This window comes from bacterium (assembly GCA_023145965.1).
Lineage (GTDB): Bacteria > UBP14 > UBA6098 > UBA6098 > UBA6098 > UBA6098.
In genome coordinates this window covers 1-20,202 of the sequence record JAGLDC010000097.1, presented here as the reverse complement: position 1 = coordinate 20,202, position 20,202 = coordinate 1, and the positions used below count along the sequence as shown (strand labels likewise).

17 protein-coding genes and 1 pseudogene are annotated in these 20,202 nt (G+C 44.4%); 5 read left to right on the top strand and 13 right to left on the bottom strand.

What is annotated here, in order from left to right:
* From KAH81_08905 to KAH81_08875, 7 genes and pseudogenes are all read right to left on the bottom strand, one after another.
* On the bottom strand, positions 1–205 hold a 205-nt coding region (locus KAH81_08905), incomplete at its 3' end, for a hypothetical protein (GenBank protein MCK5833772.1).
* A gap of 115 nt (positions 206–320) precedes the next feature.
* Positions 321–1,760, bottom strand: coding sequence for a T9SS type A sorting domain-containing protein (locus tag KAH81_08900; protein MCK5833771.1), 1,440 nt, complete (start codon positions 1,758–1,760; stop codon positions 321–323).
* 64 nt (positions 1,761–1,824) lie between these two features.
* Positions 1,825–3,534: a hypothetical protein gene (locus KAH81_08895; protein ID MCK5833770.1), complete on the bottom strand. Its 1,710-nt coding sequence runs from the start codon at positions 3,532–3,534 to the stop codon at positions 1,825–1,827.
* A 393-nt stretch (positions 3,535–3,927) separates the two neighbouring features.
* Positions 3,928–4,162 (bottom strand): annotated as a pseudogene (locus KAH81_08890) (type II toxin-antitoxin system HicA family toxin).
* Positions 4,155–4,394: a type II toxin-antitoxin system HicB family antitoxin gene (locus tag KAH81_08885; GenBank protein ID MCK5833769.1), complete on the bottom strand. Its 240-nt coding sequence runs from the start codon at positions 4,392–4,394 to the stop codon at positions 4,155–4,157. The pseudogene KAH81_08890 and the gene KAH81_08885 overlap by 8 nt, the downstream one beginning before the upstream one ends.
* 204 nt (positions 4,395–4,598) lie before the next feature.
* Positions 4,599–4,688 (bottom strand): type II toxin-antitoxin system RelE/ParE family toxin, encoded by a 90-nt coding sequence (locus KAH81_08880; protein ID MCK5833768.1) that lies wholly within the window; start codon positions 4,686–4,688, stop codon positions 4,599–4,601.
* Between the two features lie 5 nt (positions 4,689–4,693).
* Entirely contained in the window at positions 4,694–4,867 is a 174-nt protein-coding gene (locus tag KAH81_08875; protein ID MCK5833767.1) for a hypothetical protein, read from the bottom strand.
* Between the two features lie 334 nt (positions 4,868–5,201).
* Here KAH81_08875 and purD point away from each other — a divergent pair, with 334 nt between their 5' ends.
* Entirely contained in the window at positions 5,202–6,176 is a 975-nt protein-coding gene (gene purD, locus KAH81_08870) for a phosphoribosylamine--glycine ligase (protein ID MCK5833766.1), read from the top strand.
* A gap of 645 nt (positions 6,177–6,821) precedes the next feature.
* Here purD and KAH81_08865 read toward each other — a convergent pair.
* On the bottom strand, positions 6,822–8,342 hold the full coding sequence (locus KAH81_08865) for a DUF1846 domain-containing protein (GenBank protein ID MCK5833765.1): 1,521 nt from the start codon (positions 8,340–8,342) through the stop codon (positions 6,822–6,824).
* A 209-nt stretch (positions 8,343–8,551) separates the two neighbouring features.
* On the opposite strand from KAH81_08865, the gene KAH81_08860 reads away from it, so the two are divergent.
* The 3 genes from KAH81_08860 to KAH81_08850 all read left to right on the top strand — a co-directional run bounded on the left by KAH81_08860 (position 8,552) and on the right by KAH81_08850 (position 15,313).
* Positions 8,552–12,745 (top strand): S8 family serine peptidase, encoded by a 4,194-nt coding sequence (locus KAH81_08860; protein ID MCK5833764.1) that lies wholly within the window; start codon positions 8,552–8,554, stop codon positions 12,743–12,745.
* A 181-nt stretch (positions 12,746–12,926) separates the two neighbouring features.
* Positions 12,927–14,858 carry a 5'-nucleotidase C-terminal domain-containing protein gene (locus tag KAH81_08855; GenBank protein ID MCK5833763.1) on the top strand — a complete coding sequence of 644 codons (1,932 nt, stop codon included), beginning with the start codon at positions 12,927–12,929 and terminating at the stop codon, positions 14,856–14,858.
* 209 nt (positions 14,859–15,067) lie between these two features.
* Entirely contained in the window at positions 15,068–15,313 is a 246-nt protein-coding gene (locus KAH81_08850) for a hypothetical protein (GenBank protein ID MCK5833762.1), read from the top strand.
* 18 nt (positions 15,314–15,331) lie between these two features.
* Here KAH81_08850 and KAH81_08845 read toward each other — a convergent pair whose 3' ends face one another.
* From KAH81_08845 to KAH81_08830, 4 genes are all read right to left on the bottom strand, one after another.
* Positions 15,332–16,888, bottom strand: a complete 1,557-nt coding sequence (locus tag KAH81_08845; GenBank protein ID MCK5833761.1) for an NAD(P)H-hydrate dehydratase — start codon at positions 16,886–16,888, stop codon at positions 15,332–15,334.
* Between the two features lie 11 nt (positions 16,889–16,899).
* Positions 16,900–17,754 (bottom strand): hypothetical protein, encoded by an 855-nt coding sequence (locus tag KAH81_08840; protein ID MCK5833760.1) that lies wholly within the window; start codon positions 17,752–17,754, stop codon positions 16,900–16,902.
* A 73-nt stretch (positions 17,755–17,827) separates the two neighbouring features.
* On the bottom strand, positions 17,828–18,397 hold the full coding sequence (locus KAH81_08835; GenBank protein MCK5833759.1) for an ATP-binding protein: 570 nt from the start codon (positions 18,395–18,397) through the stop codon (positions 17,828–17,830).
* A gap of 174 nt (positions 18,398–18,571) precedes the next feature.
* Positions 18,572–19,258: a hypothetical protein gene (locus KAH81_08830; GenBank protein MCK5833758.1), complete on the bottom strand. Its 687-nt coding sequence runs from the start codon at positions 19,256–19,258 to the stop codon at positions 18,572–18,574.
* Positions 19,259–19,549: 291 nt separating this feature from the next.
* Here KAH81_08830 and KAH81_08825 point away from each other — a divergent pair, with 291 nt between their 5' ends.
* Positions 19,550–19,918 carry a YraN family protein gene (locus KAH81_08825; GenBank protein ID MCK5833757.1) on the top strand — a complete coding sequence of 123 codons (369 nt, stop codon included), beginning with the start codon at positions 19,550–19,552 and terminating at the stop codon, positions 19,916–19,918.
* A 1-nt stretch (position 19,919) separates the two neighbouring features.
* On the opposite strand, the gene KAH81_08820 is transcribed toward KAH81_08825, so the two are convergent.
* Positions 19,920–20,202 (bottom strand): hypothetical protein (locus tag KAH81_08820; protein ID MCK5833756.1); only part of this gene is annotated, 283 nt, incomplete at its 5' end.

Below are 20,202 nucleotides of genomic sequence, written 5' to 3'. Positions count from 1 at the left end.
CCGTCGGAGTTTTATGTCGCACCGTCGCAGGTTTGTCAACCACCGTCCGAGTTTTACCCCATACCGTTGCGGGTTTGTCAATTACCGTCGGAGCCTTGAAAACGCAAATTCCAGCCCAACATGTTATAGAACAATAACTTACACTAATTCGGGCATTTCGCCCGATTTCCACAAATCTCCAGTTATCTCGATAAACCTCCCTCATTTTACCCCGTCATTGCGAGCGACCGGAGCGTCGCAATCTCATTGTATTCGAGGAGATTGTCACGTCGGTCGGCAGGGCCGACTGCCGCTTTGCTCTTCGCAATGACAGAATATAATTATTTCAAATACACGACGCGTTTCGTAACCGATTCCTCGCCCCGGTCAGTGAGCTTGTCGAACCGCGCCCGAACAAGATAGACGCCGCTGCCAACCGACGCCTCAGGTTTCCAAATTTGGTCTCCGCCGGGAAATTCAGCGATACAACGACCGTTGATATCGAATATTTCAACAACGGCATTATCCGGCGCGGATATGGAAACCGCGCTATTGAACGGATTCGGGTAGGCGGAGAGGGCTAGTATCATCGGAATATTCACCTCGTTTTCCCAGATTATATCTCCATCCTCGGAAAATTTAACGAGGCAAACCTCCAAAGTTTCAGGGTATTCATACAAGCCCGAATTCACGCTGGCATAGCCCGTGCAAACATAGCCGCTGTCCTGAGTTTGGATAACAGAATAAAACTCGTCCGGCCTTCCGGCTACATCGACTCTCCTTTGCCAGATAACATTACTTAATGAATCAATTTTTACCAAACAACCGTCAGATTCGCCCCCGGAATCTATATAACCTCCTGTTTGTCCACAAAAAACAAAGTTCCCGTCGAATGTTGGAATTAAAGAATGTGCTTGAGCATATGAGGTGTCTGCAAAATCATACATCCAATATCGAGACCACGATATGAATCCATCTCCAATGATTTTGCAAACAAAAAAGTGACAATAGCCCCCAAGTCCCAAACATAAAAATTCATTCGGAGCGGTCTCTACGATGGACTTTATACTAATGCAAGGAGGATAAACTGTCCATAGCGTATCGCCTATAGAATCGACTTTCATTACCCAGCCATTATAAGAAGTCGTTCCGCCGCCGATAATGAAACCACTATCCTGGGTTTGGAGCACTGAATTAGGGATAATTGGCAACCCATACCGCCGATACCAGACTATTTCCCCCTCGATTGTGTGCTTGAAGAGGATTAATGAATCTACATCCCAGTAAGGGGGGCCAGTTTTTGAATAACTTCCCGTGATTAAGCATCTATCATTGGTCAGCGCCGAAGCAACACCATACAACTCGATTGTATCAAGAACGCCGCAAAATATGCTATCCCCCTCTTGGTTCACTCCCAAAATCTTATGATATCCTTCAAAGCCAAATTCGCCAAAGGCAAGGATTGTATCCTCAGCAAACTTGACCACATCCTTAACTCCCCAGACAGTATCACAATACATTTGCTTCGTGATTGCGTTACCAAATTCATCGGTTTTAATGATGAAAAACTGGTTATGAAATCTTAAAGAAACTGAATCCACTAACTCAGCCCAGTCTGTGTCACCAATGATTAGAAATCCCCCATCTTCGGTATCAAAGACCTTCCATCCTATATCCCATCCCATAGGGTCAATATCATTATGATAAGTTTGTGTCCACTGCACAGTTTGGGCGAAGGTGAGCGAAATGCCTATTATTAGCAGTATTAATAATTTTTTCATATCAATGCCCTCAATGGGGATTGGTAGGAAAGGCCGATCGGCCTTTCCTACCATAGTTTATCTCTTACTTCAATAAAACCACTTTAACTATACTGATTTCAGCATTTGTTGCCACCCGGGCAAAATAGTTGCCGGTCGGCAATTCCCCACCGGAACCGTCAAGCCCGTCCCATACAAATGAGTGCTCGCCCATTTGCACTTCATCGGTATATAGCGTTCTCACCAAATCGCCGGAAATATTGTAAATTCCCATTGTCAAATAATCATCGTTCGGAATAGAAACGCTGATTGTGAGTTCGCTATTGAAAGGAGAAGGATACGTTGTTACTGATAAAACAGGTTTATACGGTTGTTCATGCGTCGTTTTTGCTCGACCGATTTCCTCGCATAGGTCTGGGAAATGGGCGCAAACTTCCGCGCTATCCGGAATGTGAATATACGGTGCTACAGAGTCCGCAATCCAATCTATTAAAGCCAAATCCGCATCGGTGAACTCGACAACGGAACGCTCTTCTGACGGATCTATAATAAAATCTTCGGACACGCTGTAGTATTCTTCACTCGGTGACGACTTCGAGGGATAGTGGCATCCATAATTTATTATGTCGAGATGATACGGCAAGCATGGGTAACCACAGCCCACGCAAGAAGTATGCGGGATTGCATAATATGCCTTTTTAGGATAGACTTCATATACTGGTGTAGAAAAAGAAATCCCATCGCTTTCATAAGCCCAGTTTGTAGTGCCGGTGATTTTATCCGGCCACATATCGTCAGGATAGCTTCCATTGAATCTAATATAACCGATATATCCCGGCGGGCAATCGCAGTTTATAGTCCCGAAATAAAGATCGTTGTTAGTTGTCAAATCGAGGTATCGTTGCTCGAATATGGGGTATCCTTCAATAATCGTGTTATGACTGCCCGTCGGTCTATAATGGACTTTAAAGGTGTATGTTCTTGTGATGTCTCCGAGAGAACCGCTTAACGGGGCGTCGATATTCAGACTTTGCCACCCACTTGCCCAGTTATAATACTCCGCTGCGCCGATCCCTGGGAAAAGAGACCGCAGTGTTGCCGCTGGATTTGTTGGTTTGAAAGGCATAGAAACGTAGCGCCATCCACTCCCGCTTAGGATGTAACTGTAATTCCTCGATGCACCATAATCGTAGGACATATATCCTATCATTCCAATATAAACAGGTGCTGTGTTTCTTACCCGGAATTCCATTCTATATCCTTGCCCTGAATAAGGCACGGAGCGAAACAAATCCGTCAAATCGAACCGAGCGAAGCGAGTGAAACCATTTACGGGAACGCAAGGCATTGCATAGGTGACATTCGTGGTTAAATTTCGCAACAAAGCAATATCTATCACATCGTCCGCTGAAAGCCAGATAGTCGCACGGGAAATATTAGAATATAGTTGGAAAGTCGGAGAATAGAACCACAGTGTATCTCTATCGTTGGGAGCAACAATATCCCGTCCATCATCACGCATTCCGATCCAGAAACCATCGTCGCGAGGACTTTGGTCATATAGTTTTCGCCATGGGCGAGGCGGAGAAACATTTTCATTCCATGGGTCCCAAGGACTGTTAGGTCCAGGGTCCGAGTCGTATTGCGGGACATTGACCGCTGGGATAAGCGTCGGATTTGGGAAATCAGAATAGCACCATATTTCATTTCCCGTGAACACTCTCACGGTTCCATCAGCTAAAATTACGCTTGCTGCAATAATCATAACCAACGAAAGTAAAATCATCTTCTTCATTTCATTTTCTCCTTCTTAGTATGTTTTAAGTCTCAGAACACAGAATGCGTCATGTTTTATTAGCACCTCCTTTCTAATGGGTTTTCAATTTTAAGACATACAAAAACCCCGCGAAATTTTCCTCGCACGGGGCGTATTGGTTTTCGTAAAAATTGTATTGTTTATTAAATTAGTATAGCAGCCCCGTGCGTTTTCGGGGGCGAAGGGTTTTACGACGCTCTTCGTCGATTTGGAGCAGCTACCCCCGTTAAATATTGTATACACTGGTGTGTTCAATTCTATGTTTCGTCCGTCCTCATTCCGCTCATCGGTTCCGTAGGCTGTCCTACAATCTACCATAAATCTAAGCTGCAGGAGTCATAATGTCAAAGGAAAAACCGCTATCCTCAAAGTTCATAATTCGTGTAACAGTCTCTCAAATTGCCGCCTCGATATGCCAGCCTGTCGCAGAACCTCAAAAAACGTCCGCGCGGCAACTGCTTCTTATGAAACGGGATCACCGCACGTTTATTCGTCTCCAGATGGATATATATATATGATGGCTACCCCGAACCCTATCGAGGGAGAATCCTGCCTTTTCGAGGATTCTTGCGAGTTTTCCCGGGGTTGTCGGGACGAGTCTATGCATGTGAGCCGATAGTCAGCATATACTCGAAGGTATTATATTCGGTGGGCACTTCATCGCCGTGCTCGACAAGGCTCTCGATATAAAGCTCGATAGCCTCCTCTGCCATCTTAATCGCCTCATCCATTGTATCGCCGAACGTCACACATCCAGGGAAAAGCGGGACAGTCACAGTGAAACCGCCTTCAGGTTCCTTGCGAAGAAGTATCCGGTAATTCCGAATTCGCTTTTCCATAATGCCTCCAATTTCTAAACACCACTGTTTTCACCTTCAGAATAACGTCTTTCAATTTCCGCCCGAGCGCGCGGCTCGAGCAGGGGTTAATTTAGCACAGCAAATGGTTACAAAATTAAGTATTAAGGGTAGCTGCCCCCCCGTCAAATATTTTATACACTTGCGTTTTCATCTCTATGCCGTTTTCCTCATTGTTCAATAGTCTTAATAAGCCTTGCTTCTGTGCCTTACGTAGCTTATATCGACAACCCGGTTTTCGTCATCTACCGTATAAATAACCCTATAATCGTCCATCAGAGTTACGCCCCGGCCTTTTCCTTAAACTCGTCCCACCCGATTCGCGGCTCATCCTTCCGAGATTCGACCACAAGAATGTCGTGGATATCTTCCCAGATGTCTCCGAAAATTCCGAGGTCGATCACCGCAGCTCTTTGATGACCCTCTTCGTCAACAATATATTCGATTCCTATCATAATGTTATCCATTTTATTGTTGGTCCCGTGGTTGCGGTCGATAAGGGGTAGCTACCCCTCGTTGCTTTCGCGCTGTCGAATGTCGGTTCATTCTTCATGTTAATATATAGTATTATGGTAGCATTCTCATGAAGTCAATAAAATTCTCAAATATTTAAAAATTATTTATAATAATATCTTTCGGGATAATTCAAATGGTATATGCCCTGTTATCGAATAAATAGAAGCGTGGGGTGTTCGTAAAATATAATTCGCGGATTTTAAGTTCGTTGTCATGTTCGACTTCGGGTACTATTTTACATAAAAGGCTGAACTGTATTATGAAAGGAACGATATGAGAGTTCTCGTTGTTGGCGGTGGAGGTCGCGAACATGCGATAGTATGGAAACTATCACAGAGTAGATTTGTCGAAAAGATATACTGCGCGCCCGGTAATGCCGGAATAGCGCAACTTGCGGAGTGCATAAATATCGCCGATACTGATATTAGAAATCTCGCGAGCCTGGTCGAAAAAGTCGGAGTAGATTTCACTATAGACGGGCCGGAATCGGCGCTTTCGGAGGGTATAGTCGATTATTTCACGAGCCGGAAACTTAATATTTTCGGGCCGACTAAAGGCGCGGCGCAGATCGAATCGAGCAAGATATTTGCGAAAGAGTTCATGAAGGAATGTCGTATTCCAACAGCGAGTTATCTGAGTTTCGATAATCCGGAGGACGCGATCAAATTCCTCGAAGGGCACGAAATGCCACTCGTTATCAAAGCAGATGGATTGGCCGCCGGCAAAGGCGCTATTGTGGCCGAAACCCTCGACGAAGCTAAAGACGCAGTTCGCAAAACGATGATCGAAAGAGCGTGGGGCGAGGCCGGTCGGAGGATTTTGATCGAGGAGTTTATCCCCGGCCGCGAGGTAAGCGTTCTGGCATTCACCGACGGACATACAATTATCCCGATGTTGTCGAGCACCGATTACAAAAGGGCTTTCGGCGGCGGCGAAGGCCCAAACACCGGTGGGATGGGGACTATCGCGCCAAATCCGAACATCACGGATGAAATTCTTGAGAGGGTCTGCTCCGAGGTTATCAAACCCGTCGTCGATGGACTGAGACAAAAAGGGCATCCATTCAAGGGGATACTCTATGCCGGTCTTATAATTCAGGATGATAATTTCAAGGTGCTCGAATTCAATTGCCGGTTCGGCGATATTAATGCAGACCTGCTCACTATGGTAAAAATCCGTTGTATAAAGAAAGCTGTCCTCCAGCGCCGCGTAGTAACTCTTTCTAATTGGGTTGCCTTCTCCATATAATCGCGAATTATAACAGCCATTTGTGCAAAATGAGCTTGGGCTTCAGCAACTTCCGGTTTTCTGACATCGCAATTCATAACAATTAAGTAACATGCAAATCTTGTGAGTTTATAGTCTTTGACCGAAACGCCGTTAACGTCGCGTTGAATTCGCTCAATGTTCTCTGTAATATCTATATCAAGCGCGTTAAATACAGTGTGTGCTTTGTTTATACTACTAAAGTTCTTATAACCTAAAAAAACATAAGGTCGCGAGCATACCAATAATGTCCTCCATTATCTACGGATAAATCTTCAAAAGATATCGCTTCACTTTTAGTTTGCGAAATAAGCTCAGTAACCATTATAACCTCTTGTTTTTCGTAAAAATTTGTTCTCTTTTCCAATATAGGTTAAAAACCCACTAAATCAACAATGAGCTTTCAACTCCCACGTTTCGTTCTATTTCCTCCGCGACGGTGCAGGGTTGTCAGTTTATGAATTTGCATAGTGTTATTATATGGCAAGCTAATATGCTTCTTTAAGAAATTCAAGAGAAAAGTAATACTTACGCAATAAATTTACGGCGCGTTGTATCGGCTAGAATTAACAACCGGCACACAAACCCACCTCTGTGAAAATCCGCTATGAAGGCTATGCGCGCCGCTTATTTGCCGTTAAACAGGCTTTTCGTCGAGAACTCCGGATCGCAGGTTAGGTTAACCCCTAGTTTGCGGAGACCGGCCTCATCGCCGGGGGTTGGGATGTGGGATAGATGCACCTCGCAATCCTCGAGTTGCTTGAGGCTTTCGACAGCCATCTGTGCGGCAGGATTAAAAATAGCGCTTATACTCAAAGTTATCAGTGTCTCCTCCAGATCGAGACTTACCTTTTTGCCGCAAAGAACTTTTTCCTTAAGGTATGCAAGGGAGTCTATGATGTTTTTGGGTATAAGGTCTATATTGTCCGGCAAGGCTGTAAGGTGTTTAACCGTATTTAGAATAAGCGCGGAAGATGAGTGCATAAGAGGGGAATTTTTGCCGGTGATAATTGTGCCATCGCGAAGCTCTATTGCTGCGCCGCAATAGACACCGTCGTTGCCTTTACCATTGTGTTCGGCCTCGGTTGCGGCATCATGGGTGGGTTTAACAACTGCCCGATCCTCAACAACCGCACCGACTTTTTCCATGATAAGTTTAGAGCGGTCGAGGGTTTCTTTTTCTACCATACCCATAACATATTCGCAAGCACAACGAAAATATCGGCGGATTATCTCCTGATGCGAGGCCACCTGCACGGCATCATCGTCGATGATGGCGAACCCCGCACGGTTAACTCCCATGTCTGTGGGCGATTTGTATTCCGATTCGCGACCGGTGATCTTCTCGATAATTCGTTTTAGTAGCGGAAATGCCTGTATATCCCGATTATAGTTAACGGTCTTCTCGTTGTAAGCCTCGAGGTGGAAATGGTCAATAAGGTTGACATCCTCGAGGTCCACAGTTGCGGCCTCGTAGGCTACATTGACCTTATGGTTAAGCGGAAGATTCCATATTGGGAAGGTCTCGAATTTTGCGTATCCAGCCTGAACACCGCGCTTATATTCGTGATATAGTTGACTTAGACAGGTTGCGAGTTTACCACTTCCCGGTCCGGGGCCTGTAATCACTACAATACGCTTGCTCACTGGAATATAATCATTAGCACCATAACCTTCATCGCTGACAATGGAGTCTATATCGGATGGATAGCCCTTGGTGAAGCGGTGGGTATATACCGGCACGTCTCGACGCTCGAGTTTATTCTTAAAAGCCAATGCCGATGGCTGGTTGTTATATCTCGTAATTACAACCGCAGAAATATCTATTCCCCAATCGGCGAAATCATCGATTGTCTTAAGCGCATCAGCATCATAAGTAATACCAAAATCGGCGCGAAGCTTTCTGCGTTCTATGTCCCCAGCATAAATACATAATATAACATCTAGATTGTTCTGAAGTTTTTTCAAAAGCCGCATTTTAACATTCGGATCGAAGCCGGGAAGCACTCGCGATGCATGATAATCGTAAAGAAGCTTGCCTCCAAATTCGAGATAAAGCTTGTCGTTAAAGCGATTTACTCTCTCGAAAATTGCAGAGGTTTGTTCGGCAAGATATTTTTCATTATCAAAACCTATTTTGTTTGTCATTTGTTACCTTTTCTCGATTAATAAACTAAAAATCCAATATATCCTCCATTTCATTGAAAGCAATATCAAATACATATCAAGCTTAGGCTATTTTTAGATCAGTATGATTAAAATAAGTGGCAAAAAAACCTTTCAATCATATTATTTTATATTAAATTTCTTATCGAAGCACTTTTGGCATTCGAAAGAATTGAAAGAAGCGTAAATTTATGAAGAAAATCTTATCTAATATTAACATCGGGATTGTCGCTGTTTTATTGTCGATCCTCACGAGCCATGCTTTTATTGACAAGTCCTTTTCTAAATACCCCACCGGATATAATGAGTTTTCATCTCAGTCACCATCGACAGTGAGTTATTCTAGGGGATATTTCGGCAATAACGAGGATAATATAAGCTTCCGTTATGCCAAGCTCGGCCCGAGCGATCCACTTCCGGCTCCCATCGTTTCGGAACTTGCTGCCGACGGTTTCAAAAGAAATTTCGGTTATTACATCGTGAAATTCGACGGAGAGACTACCGAAGAGCGCAAAAATCGCATTATATCGATAGCGAAAGACACTCCATTGGGGGCGAGGACATTTTATTATGTTCCAAATGCCGCATGGATTTTTCGCCTTTCGAACGATGTTGTAAATGAAATTGAAAATCTGGATTTCATCGAGCGGGTTGCGCCGCTGATCCCATCGTTCCGGGTTTTGCCTTCATTGATAAACGAGAAGCAGGAACCGGACTCGGTGGACGGCATGGTTAAAATTATCATCCAGATTTTTCAGGACGACGATTATTTGGCGCTGGCCGAAATCCTCCGGGGCATGGATGTCCAGATGGTCGATGTTACTCGAGGCGCGCATCACGAATATATTCTTCTTAAAACGAGTCCGGCGAGAGTCAGAGAAATTGCCATTATCGCCGCATTATTCGAGGGCACCGAATGGGTCGAGCGAAGATACCCAAATAGGCTTTACAACGACTGGTCGCGCTGGATAACGCAATCGTCTAATTTCACCGGAATGACCTCCGGTTCGCGGCTTTATGCCCAGATGTCCGTCGATCTGGACCACGTCCCGATTTATCGGAGAGGTCTTTACGGCCAGGGCCAACTGGTGGGCTATCTCGACACCGGGCTTGACACAAACTCGATTTACTTTTGTGATCCGGGCATACCAGTCGCGAAGACAATCGGATGGACTGTCCCAACAGAGACCAATCACCGAAAGATTAGAGCTTATAACCATGGAACAATATCATCGGGAGATTTTGATGATATTGATGATACAATGCATGGGCACGGAACACATGTCGGCGGAAGTATCGCGGGGGAAAATGAAGCAAACTCACCAACTTCAGGGACATACAACGCAGGAGATGGTATGGCACCACTTGCTCGGCTTGTATTCACCGATGGTGCCGATGGAACGAGTGGGATATGGACACCGACGGACATGAACACCCTTTTTGGCTACACACGAAACTGTGGAGCTTATCTACACAGCAATTCCTATGGTAGTGACAGCCCGACCTATTATAATACAAACGCTCAGGAATGTGACGAATTCATGTGGGATTATAAAGATTTCCTTATCTTCTTTGCTGCTGGGAACGATAACTCGAGCACTCCTGTTGCTCGAGTAGCAAGCTATGGTGTTGCCAAGAATATAGTCACAGTTGGTGCAACAGAATCGGGTTCCGGATGGAATTACGAAACCTGGACGAATCCGGGTTCAGATGAAGGAAATGATCCTGAGAATATGGCTGAATTTTCCTCGCACGGTCCTACCGACGAAGGCCTCATGAAGCCCAATGTCTGCACCCCGGGCGGTTGGTATATATTTTCCGCAGATAATATCGATGGCGGAAGTTCCTGTCACACTGGAATGACCTTTATGGGCGGAACCTCTATGGCCACTCCCATTTGTGCTGGCATGACCGCTCTTATTCGCCAGTATTTTATGGCTGGCTATTATCCCACCGGCGACGCTGTCAGCGGCGATGCACTCACTCCCTCGGGTGCACTCATGAAAGCTATGCTTATACTTGGCACTAGAAATATGACCGGTTCCTGGACTATCAGCGCTACGAATAACTCCGGCCATCAGGACGCGCCATCGAACGGCCAGGGATGGGGGCGAGTCGTGCTTGACGATTGCATGTATTTCAATGACAGCTATGGTTCGGACACACGCAAACTCTGGTTGCAGGATGTCTCCTCTGGTTTCACTTCTACCGGTCAGACTCATACATATTGGCTTAATACCGGCACGAGCACAACAGAGAACTTTAAAGTGGTGCTTTCATTCACAGATTACCCCGGTTCGCCAGCAGTGGGAACCTCGGGAGTGAATGATCTCAACTTGTCGGTAACAGTGGATGGAAACGCATATAAGGGTAATGTATTCGCTTCTTCGGGTTCGAGATCTATCACCGGCGGCAGCTACGATGGTATCGATCGTGACGAGGTAGTTTGGCTTGATCCCATCCCAAATTCGCTGGTCGAGATAACTGTTACTGCCAATGTTATTCGCACATCGGGTCAAACATATGCTCTCGCTGTTGCAGGGGATATTTCCGAAGGCGAACCCAATGCCACACCCGGAACACCTGGATTAACTTATAACCTCTTCGATAATGAACGCACTCCCGATAGAACCCCGACAATCGAATGGCTTGTGCCAGTCGATGACGATGGCGATGCGCTTCATTTCAAGTTCCAATGGGATGATACACTCGATTTTTCGACACCTCTCGGCGAAGCAGCAACAAATATCTCCGCCACCGGATTTACCGGCGGACCTTTCCCGGTCACAGAAGGCACCACGGCGTTGAAATCATACACCTTCCAGAGCAATCTTACGCAAGGCGAAACCTACTGGTGGCGAGTTTGTTCCTACGACGGCACGTCATATAGCCCGTGGACGACAATGCTGAGTTTCACGGTCGATACGTTTATCGACCCATCGGATTGGTTCCAGACGATCAACCAGCAGTTCACGCGCGGAACGCCGTCCGGCGTCGAAATTGCCTCCGACAAAGTCCATGTCGCCGGTATGACGATTTTATTCGAAGACGATTTCGAAAGCTACAGCTCGCAGGCCGAATTCGAGGCCGAATGGACAACTTCGGGAACGGCTTCAAATTGTAACTACAGTTGGCAAACTGCAGCTTCACATTCTTCATCCCATTCAATTAGAATTTACGATGCAAGTTCATGGAGGCGGGCTTATTTCGGCCATACTTTTACAGCTTTAAGTTCAGGCTTTATATCTGTTTGGTCAGGAGTAACTTCATCCTCTGATGAGGGAGAGATTATTAGGATGTGTTCAGGTAATTTTTCCACGCGCAAAGGACAGTTATATTATCGCGAAGGTTATGTTATCTATTGGGATGGTTCAAATAGGGATAGCCTACAAGCAATCGATACCGGTTCTTGGCATAAATTCATGATTGATTTTGACAGCGGTTCAAACGAAATATATGTAACAATAGACGATACTTCGACATACGGGCCTTATACTTATGAAAATGGAGCGGGGACTATCGATAGGATAGTCTGTGGTGCATATTTAGAAAATAGTTATACAGGGACAATTTACTGGGACGATTTTATTATCGGCCAAGATGGCGGTGCTGGCAATGGAACGCTTATCTCACCGCCGATAGTTTTCGATTGGAATTCGAGTCTCGATAGCTGGAACGCAGTGAATTGGACACAGAACACCGGCGACGATATCGAGGTCGTTTGCGAAGAGCGCGTGTCCGGAAGCTGGATTCCACGCGATTCCGCGACAACGGCTACCGCCACCGGGGCTTTCGATATATCTTCCCTCGCCGATGCCGACACGATTCGCCTTCGCGCAAAACTCGCCGTAGCTGGTTCCGTCGAACCGGATATGTTCGACTGGTCTGTATCCTGGACTAATCTTTCGAGTATCGGTATCGAGATTCGAAAAGGCGGGGTCTCGGGACCGTTATATAGCACCACTGAATGGACTATAGGCCGCCTCGACGAAGGCCAGGCGATTGTAATGAATGCGGGCGATTGCGCTTACATTGAAAACACTGGGACTGTGCCTATTGATCTCCGCCTGAAGGCTGAAACGACTGGTTGGTCGCTTGCGAACAGCGCGGGAAGTGATGCCGCTCTTCTTATGGGACTTTTTGACCTCGAAAGCTCTCCTCCAGCTTCAGGTGAATTCGAAACTCCTACGGATGTTTTGAGCACCGTATTCAAGCTTTCAGGTTCCAGCGATGTGAATGCTTTTGCGACCTCTTCCTCGAACGGTGCGGATATATCTGTCGATGTGGGACGATATTTGTATCTCTATTTTCAGGCTCCGACGACGAATTCCTTTAATGCCCAACAGTCAATAACGGTTACCGTAGAGGCGATCCCGAGTAGCTAGAATTTGAACTTTACTTACACCCAAAAATCGATAATATGATTTTCCTGATAGTTGTTAATAAATGTGAAGGTATATCTTCACCAAAAAAGGAATTCAATATTATTCTTGATTTCTAAAAATTTATGCATTAATTGGGATTTTTAGTAAATTAATTCGTTTTGGCTGAATAAAGGAGAGAATAATGCATCGTAAATCGCTTCTGATGTTAGGATTGTTTTTAATTATCTCGTTTTCATCATTTGGAACTAATATCCACTTTGTAACGATCAACGATTGCCACGCAATCATGGAGCCATTCGGGCGCAGGGATGCGATTACTTTAGAGGCTGAGTATGGAGGTTATTGTAGAGCTGTCAGCGCGATGGATTCGCTAAGAGAAATTTACCCCAACATTATCGCTGTTCACGCTGGCGATGTTATTACAGGGGATTTCCTCTCCCAGTTGACTATAGGCCGCGCAATGTTCGATTTGTGGATGTCAGCGGGTGTAGAAGCTTTTGCCCTCGGTAATCACGAATTCGAATACGGCCCGGAATTGCTAGATTCGATGCTTGGGACTATCGATGTTCCATTACTTTGCGCAAATCTGGATGCTACAGGTTTTCCAAATATCGCTTCGAGCATATCGCCATATATCATTGTTACATATCCGCTGGAAACCCCTGGCGATAGCGTTAGAATTGCGTTGATAGGAGTAACCACAGAGGAAACCGATGCCGCAGGGTGGACGTCTCCATTGGACTTGAGCAATGCAATAACTGCCGTGGAAACCTTAGGTGTCCCTGAAGATGCCGATTGCGCAATAGCGCTGGAACATCTCGATATTTCCGAGGACCTACTCGTTGCGGCTTTGCCAAATATCGATGTAGTTATTGGTGGCCACGATCATTCAACTCTTCTCGAACCGGAATGGGCAATCGATGGGGTAGATAGCACGCCTGTTGTGATGGCAGGGGCTTTATTGAGAAGCATCGGCCACCTGACTATGGATTATATCGAGGGAGAGGGATTGAGTTTCGTAGATTGGGACGTTATTCCTATAAACCCGAGTTTGCCAGAAGACTCATCAGCTCGCGCTTTGCTCGATACATATCGCGATTCTATCACTGCTAATCTCGGCTATGATCCTTATGTAGAGGTAGCTTTCGTTGCAGATTCTTATATTGGCAACTGGTCAGTGGCGCCATCTTATAGCGGATATGAGGATACTCCTATTGGCAATCTTGTCACAGATGCCTATCGTCAGGCTCTCGGAACCGATATTGTTGTGGAATTTATCGGTTCATTTCGCATGATACTCTATCGCGGGCCTGTCACCTATGCCGACCTATTCCGTGCTATGCCAATGAGCTATGATCCTGAGACGAGACTCAATGGGAAATTGGTAAGAATAGAATTCACCGGCACGGAATTGAAACAGCTTATCGAATATACTTATATGGCTCTTTCATTCAGCCCGGAGGCCTATCCGCAGTTTAGCGGATTATCTTTGGCATATGATCCAGATGGTTCTCTACTAAATAAGGTAGATCCTGCATCTTTTTATATTGGGGGCGTTTTATGGAATCCTTCGGAGATATATTCTATTGGAGCTAACGTCTTGCTTCTATATGCAATGGATATGTTAGGATTTCCCTATACCACTGTAGATACATCCGAAACAACAGCATATCAAGCACTTGTGTCTTATTGCACCGATCCGGATTTTGAACCGGTGTATCATTCCGAAGGAAGAATAGTCAATCTTGTAACTGGGATAATCGAAACCTCGATCCGCCCGCTGGAAATCTCCCTTTCCACCAATCCGAATCCGTTTAATTCTGGAGTGCGGATATCCGTGAGCTGTTATTCCCGCGAATTTTGGAATTCAAATGAAGGTGTTGCTGTGGAAATATTTGATATCGTCGGGCACCGGGTGGTGCTATTCGGCTCCGCACACCGAACGGGCGGTTCTCCAGTGGCATATGGCATAAATCAGGAAAGCAGCTTGGCCTCTTCGACCCACGAATTCATATGGCAACCCGATATAAATATCGGCTCTGGCGTTTACCTTGTTTGCGCACGGGGCAGCGGCGGACAGATGGTGACGAAAAGGCTAGTATATCTAAAATAGTATATTGAGAAAGCTCTAAAGCCCTATCGTTCCAATTTACATGAAAGGCTTTGCAATTTCGCATGATAAATGAAGATTAATTCAATATACTGAAGTAGCATAAACGTGTAAAAAGACTACTTGAAATAATTTAGTGGAGGGATATATTTTACACGGAGATTAAAGGAAGAGGTATATTTCGAGATTAATGCAATTTTTTTGGAGATAAAATGCTTTTAGGACAGATCCTTATTAAAGAGAGCTTTTGCACCGAAAAAGAAGTTTTGGCCGCTTTAGATAAACAACATTCTGGCGATGAGCGTTTCTTGGGTGAGATACTTATGGACGATGGCAAGATATCGGAAAAACAACTGAAAGCCGCGCTTCAGGTTCAATTTGGGATATATAAGAAGGGATTCTTTAAGCCTAAATGGATTCGTATCTGGAAAAACTTCAAGAAAGCCCTTTTTCAATAAATTTTTTAATTTAATTTATCAGATTTCTTCCAGGGCCATGAGAGCGGAGGGAAGTGAATCGAGTATATCTCCTGCTATCATAGCTCGTCTGCCGAGTGTCTCTTCAGCCATATCTCCAGCTAGTCCATGAATGAAAACTCCCAATCTTGCTGATTCAAGAGGTTTAAGACCTTGCGCAAGAAATCCAGCGATGATTCCGGTGAGAATATCTCCGCTTCCGCCTGTTGCCATACCATCGTTGCCTGTTTGGTTAATAAATATCGGCCCTTCTCCCTCGGCGATAACGGTCGGCGAACCTTTAAGAACAAGGACGTCGACACCGAGTTTACGTGCCCAATCGCTTATCATGGTAAATCTGCCTTTGGAAACTTCATCGATGGATATATCTAATAAACGACTGAGTTCTCCAGGGTGAGGGGTGATGATGACTTCGCTTCCAAAATGAATATCGATGTTGCGGCTTTTTAGTTTAGCTATGCAATTGAGGCCGTCGGCATCTATTACCGAGGGTATTGTTATACGCTGAAAGAGTCTCGATGTAAGGTCTATCGTTTCTCTGTGGGTGCCAATTCCGGGGCCGAACGCAATAGCATCCGAGCTTTTAATACAAGTGAGTATTTCACCCAACGCACGAACAGATAAACATCCCCGCTTCGCAACATGAGCGACCGGGCGGGTGACTACCTCGCGAACGATGGAGTCGATGTTTTTAGCAATGCCTTCGGGTACAACGAGTTCGACAAGACCGCTTCCAGAGCGAAGGGCGGATTCCGCAGAAAGCGCCGCTGCGCCGGTCATTCCGAGGCTTCCTGCGATTATCGACACCTTGCCGAAAGTGCCCTTGTGTCCATCGCTGGGGCGAAATGGTAGCATTGCGCCGAATTCGGAAGGAGTATTCATCCGTAAGTCTAAACCGGCTCTCCCTTTACTGATTGCCTCGTCAGGAATACCAATATCCGCGACAAATAGCTCACCAACGAACTCACGAGTGGGGGAGAGGAGTTGACCTATTTTGGGTAAGCACAGACTGACAGTCGCTATAGCAGGCACCGCCAATCCTTCGACCTGGCCTGTATCGGCATCGGTGCCGGTTGGATTGTCAACTGCGACAGTTGGTATCTTGAATTCAGATAGCGCTCTTACAATATTGGCAATTTCACCGCGAGGTGCACCTTTGGCTCCGGTGCCCAATAGTGCATCGACTGCGAAAGCGATATTTTCATAATCGATTTTCAAATGATCGAAAAGCTCGAAATCGATATTATCAGCATTGGCTTCTTCAAAGGCTGTGCGAGCGTCACCTTTAAGCTGGTCAGGATTTACTGTGGTTATTACACGGACATTGTATTTTTCTCTATTTAAAAGACGCGCCACAACCCAGCCATCACCGCCGTTGTTGCCTGGACCTGTGAAAACAACGATAGTGCCATCGAGCTCCATATCATTGAAAATCCTCGCTGTAACACGAGCGACGCCCTCGCCAGCATTGTGCATCAATTCTATGCCGGATATACCCATCTCATCGATGGCTATCCGATCTATGCGGCGCATTATCTCTATAGTAACTATGTTCATTTGATCCACCATTAAAACCAGATTGTTAGATTTGCCGAAGGAGTAAAGATATGTTGGTGAGTTACACCGATTATCTCAGGATAGAAATTCAGGTTAAACATTTCCATGACAATAACCGCCGCAGTGCCAACATGCGAGAGTGCCCACACATCGGTTTGTTTTGCTATGGCTGTCGAGGTGCTTTGGATAGCGGAATAGACACTTCCACGGGCTAATTCTTTCCAGAAAAGGTAACGCGGATAATATGTGTCGAATCTTCCCATGAGAGTGAATTCGATATTTGTGCTCTTACCAAAATTATAACCAAAACCAAGCTCCTTAGAATCGAAAAGGTGAAGGTTACCAGTTCGAGCAGATTTATCTGTTGTGTAATCCGCAAAGGTCGATGTAACTAGGGTTGTTGGATCGGAATGGATGTAGAAGAGGCCGGTGCGTTTACCATCTATCACAGATATATGTTCTCCCAGACGGGCTGAATTCTTTAAGGCAAAAGAGAATGAAAAAATATCCAAGTCCATATTCGAAATACTATCTCCGTTTTCCCATGAGGAATACCCAAATTCAAGCGATATCCCCATTTTTAATCCGGGGTTTTTCTGCTTGGTCGAGGTTATCTCAAGCCCGGTTCCTATAGAAAAAGAAGGGATTCTCGCGTTATAGTTCAAAGAAAGGTCTTTTTCATCTGGTTTGTCATTGAGGTTCAATGGTATGGAGTAACCTACTTCGCCATAACACTCGAAGCCAAATTCCATGTCATCTTGATCGATATCCCAATAGCCGTAAGAAAAATTTGGTTTGCCGGCTATTGCTGAAAAAATCAATAGACACATAACTACTACAAATAAATAAGATTTGTTCATTGCCATTTCTATTCCTAGCGATTAAGTTTTTATTCGCTAATCAATATAGGATGAATATTTTTGAGAAACAATAACAAACTTAACTACTAAATTGAGTATTAACATTTGTCGAGATCAAGGCTTTAACCTCGCGGATACGTTGATTGATGTCGCCATGAACCTCATAATAAGGCACCGAAAAGAGCTTAAGAATTGCAAGTATCATCCCATCTACCTGTGCTTGATAGAAGGGGTCCGGAGTCCGGACACCGTCGTCGGATACCGGAAACTCGCCTGGACGAAGGAATATAAGATAATCGTATGGAAAACTCTTATAATGGCTGATTACATTTTTTCTATAAAACTCGATGCCCTCAGGAGTTATCGGGCAATGCCTTAGATATAGTGTAAGGTTATCGAAAACGCTTCTATCTGAGACGAAGCCACTGTCTGCGCATTCGAGTTCACTTGCGATTTGATATTCTAAAACCCTATTCTGGAATTGGAGTATATCTTCGTTTCTAGCGCGTATCTCTTGGAGCGTTCTGCCCAATTCAGCAAGGACCACGCGAGCTTGTTCTCGTATCAGAGGAAGCTTAAGCTCTCTTGCAAGTTTAGTAGCGAGTGTGCTTTTACCTGTTGAGGATGCGCCTATAAGGGCTATTTTCATTATAAAATACTTTATGTAATATTATATATCTCTTTGTATAATAATGAAATATAAGATTTGACTAAAAATAAATATTTCGATTAAATATAAATCTACAAACACTAAAGGTCAAGCATTAACAAAAAAAAGAGAGTTATCGAAAACTCTCTTTTTCGAAATCGATTAACGGTAAAGCTAGGAAACTTCGCCTTCTTCCTCTGCTTCTTCCGGGTCCATACCAAGTATCTCGCTTATCTTGTCGAAATTAGCTTTTACAAGGTCGATTTCCACTTGAGTTAAACCTTCCGGAAGGTCGCCTTGTGCTTCTTCTGTGTTTGTCGAGTTCATTTCTGCAATGGCATCCTTGATTGCAGCTTTCTGTTCTGCTGGAAGGTCTGGATTTTGCAGTTGAGCCTTCATAGCGGTTATTGCTTCGTCCATCTGTCCCTGTGCGTTTTCCATAAATTCCTTAGAAGCAACATAAGAATAGGCTCCCGAGACTTCGACAATTGTGAGATAGAATTCTGCGGGATTGTCTATTCCAGCTTTCCGAAAGTCTTCGTCGAGTTTAACGAAGGATTCGATACTCATCATGTCCTTGTTGTATCCCTCTTCCATATTATCGACTTTTTCTGACTTACTTTCGATGACACTAACGAAGATTGGATAGTTCTTGAAGAATTTTTGCAATCTGGCTTGAGTTAGGTCAAAATGACCATCTTCGCTTTGAAGTTCTCCAATGTCCTTAGTTAAGCGAGTTGCAACTTGAGTGGCATTTTTCGCGGTTTTAGCGATATCTTTCGCCTTATCGACAGATTTACAGCAACCGACGACCAACAGGGCCGCCATTAGGATAAAAATCCCATAAAGTAACTTTTTCATATAACCTCCTTGAGTTAACAGATGATGCAGAATAAAAAAAGAAAAATCAATACATTTATTTCAAATATAAGCATAACATGCAATTGTATATCCTTGATTAATTGGATACAATTTACTATTTTAGAAAAAAGCGAATATTTATATTTATCAGTAAAAAGCAATGCGCCTTTGAAAACAAATTTTTCAGAAGCACCGATATCCTAAATGAGAGCGCGATTATTATAGCTTTGATATAGCATGCAAGATGAATATTTATTCGCCTAAATTTAATATTCATTTAACTGGAGTTTTATGAAAGAAGAAAAAAGCACGTTTTATAAAGGAATGGTTGGTGAGGATATAGCTGTAGCTTATCTTAAAAGCAAGGATTATGAAATTATCGAGAGGAATTGGCGAGTGGGTGAGGGTGAGTTAGATATTATAGTGAAACAGGATAATATCATTGTGTTTGTGGAAGTCAAAACCGCCTATTCGAATAAATTCGGCGATCCGTTAGAGTGGGTCAATAAGGCAAAGCAGAGACAGATTGGCAAAATGTCCGAAATATGGATACAGCGACACACTATTCGGGATTGCTTTTTCAGGTTCGATGTGATTGCACTCAAGAAAAAAGAAGGTGGATTCGAGTTAAAGCATATCGAGGATGCATTTATGCTCTAGCTCATTTCTTTTTATTTCTTTTTGGTTTAGTTTTTTCTGTAGTCTTTTCTTCGGTCTGTAGTAAAGACTCTCGTAGTGTAAGCTCTTGAGCAATCATTTTCCAGATACCGCTCCACCGCTCTGGGGAATTATCTAATTCGGCTTTGTATTCAAAAAACTGGTCGCGAGAAACCATATGTGATTCGAATATAGAGTCCTGAGTGGTAGTCAATTTGATCGAGTCGGATAGGAATTGTTCAGCGGCAAAGGAAAGATCGACATATAACATAACAAATTGACTATCC

What these genes read in the sequence shown, in the direction of transcription:
- KAH81_08900 (MCK5833771.1), bottom strand. Translation starts at nt 1,760, where the DNA reads ATGAAAAAATTATTAATACTGCTAATAATAGGCATTTCGCTCACCTTC.
- KAH81_08895 (MCK5833770.1), bottom strand. Translation starts at nt 3,534, where the DNA reads ATGAAGAAGATGATTTTACTTTCGTTGGTTATGATTATTGCAGCAAGC.
- KAH81_08885 (MCK5833769.1), bottom strand. Translation starts at nt 4,394, where the DNA reads ATGGAAAAGCGAATTCGGAATTACCGGATACTTCTTCGCAAGGAACCT.
- KAH81_08880 (MCK5833768.1), bottom strand. Translation starts at nt 4,688, where the DNA reads ATGGACGATTATAGGGTTATTTATACGGTAGATGACGAAAACCGGGTT.
- KAH81_08875 (MCK5833767.1), bottom strand. Translation starts at nt 4,867, where the DNA reads ATGATAGGAATCGAATATATTGTTGACGAAGAGGGTCATCAAAGAGCT.
- purD (MCK5833766.1), top strand. Translation starts at nt 5,202, where the DNA reads ATGAGAGTTCTCGTTGTTGGCGGTGGAGGTCGCGAACATGCGATAGTA.
- KAH81_08865 (MCK5833765.1), bottom strand. Translation starts at nt 8,342, where the DNA reads ATGACAAACAAAATAGGTTTTGATAATGAAAAATATCTTGCCGAACAA.
- KAH81_08860 (MCK5833764.1), top strand. Translation starts at nt 8,552, where the DNA reads ATGAAGAAAATCTTATCTAATATTAACATCGGGATTGTCGCTGTTTTA.
- KAH81_08855 (MCK5833763.1), top strand. Translation starts at nt 12,927, where the DNA reads ATGCATCGTAAATCGCTTCTGATGTTAGGATTGTTTTTAATTATCTCG.
- KAH81_08850 (MCK5833762.1), top strand. Translation starts at nt 15,068, where the DNA reads ATGCTTTTAGGACAGATCCTTATTAAAGAGAGCTTTTGCACCGAAAAA.
- KAH81_08845 (MCK5833761.1), bottom strand. Translation starts at nt 16,888, where the DNA reads ATGAACATAGTTACTATAGAGATAATGCGCCGCATAGATCGGATAGCC.
- KAH81_08840 (MCK5833760.1), bottom strand. Translation starts at nt 17,754, where the DNA reads ATGGCAATGAACAAATCTTATTTATTTGTAGTAGTTATGTGTCTATTG.
- KAH81_08835 (MCK5833759.1), bottom strand. Translation starts at nt 18,397, where the DNA reads ATGAAAATAGCCCTTATAGGCGCATCCTCAACAGGTAAAAGCACACTC.
- KAH81_08830 (MCK5833758.1), bottom strand. Translation starts at nt 19,258, where the DNA reads ATGAAAAAGTTACTTTATGGGATTTTTATCCTAATGGCGGCCCTGTTG.
- KAH81_08825 (MCK5833757.1), top strand. Translation starts at nt 19,550, where the DNA reads ATGAAAGAAGAAAAAAGCACGTTTTATAAAGGAATGGTTGGTGAGGAT.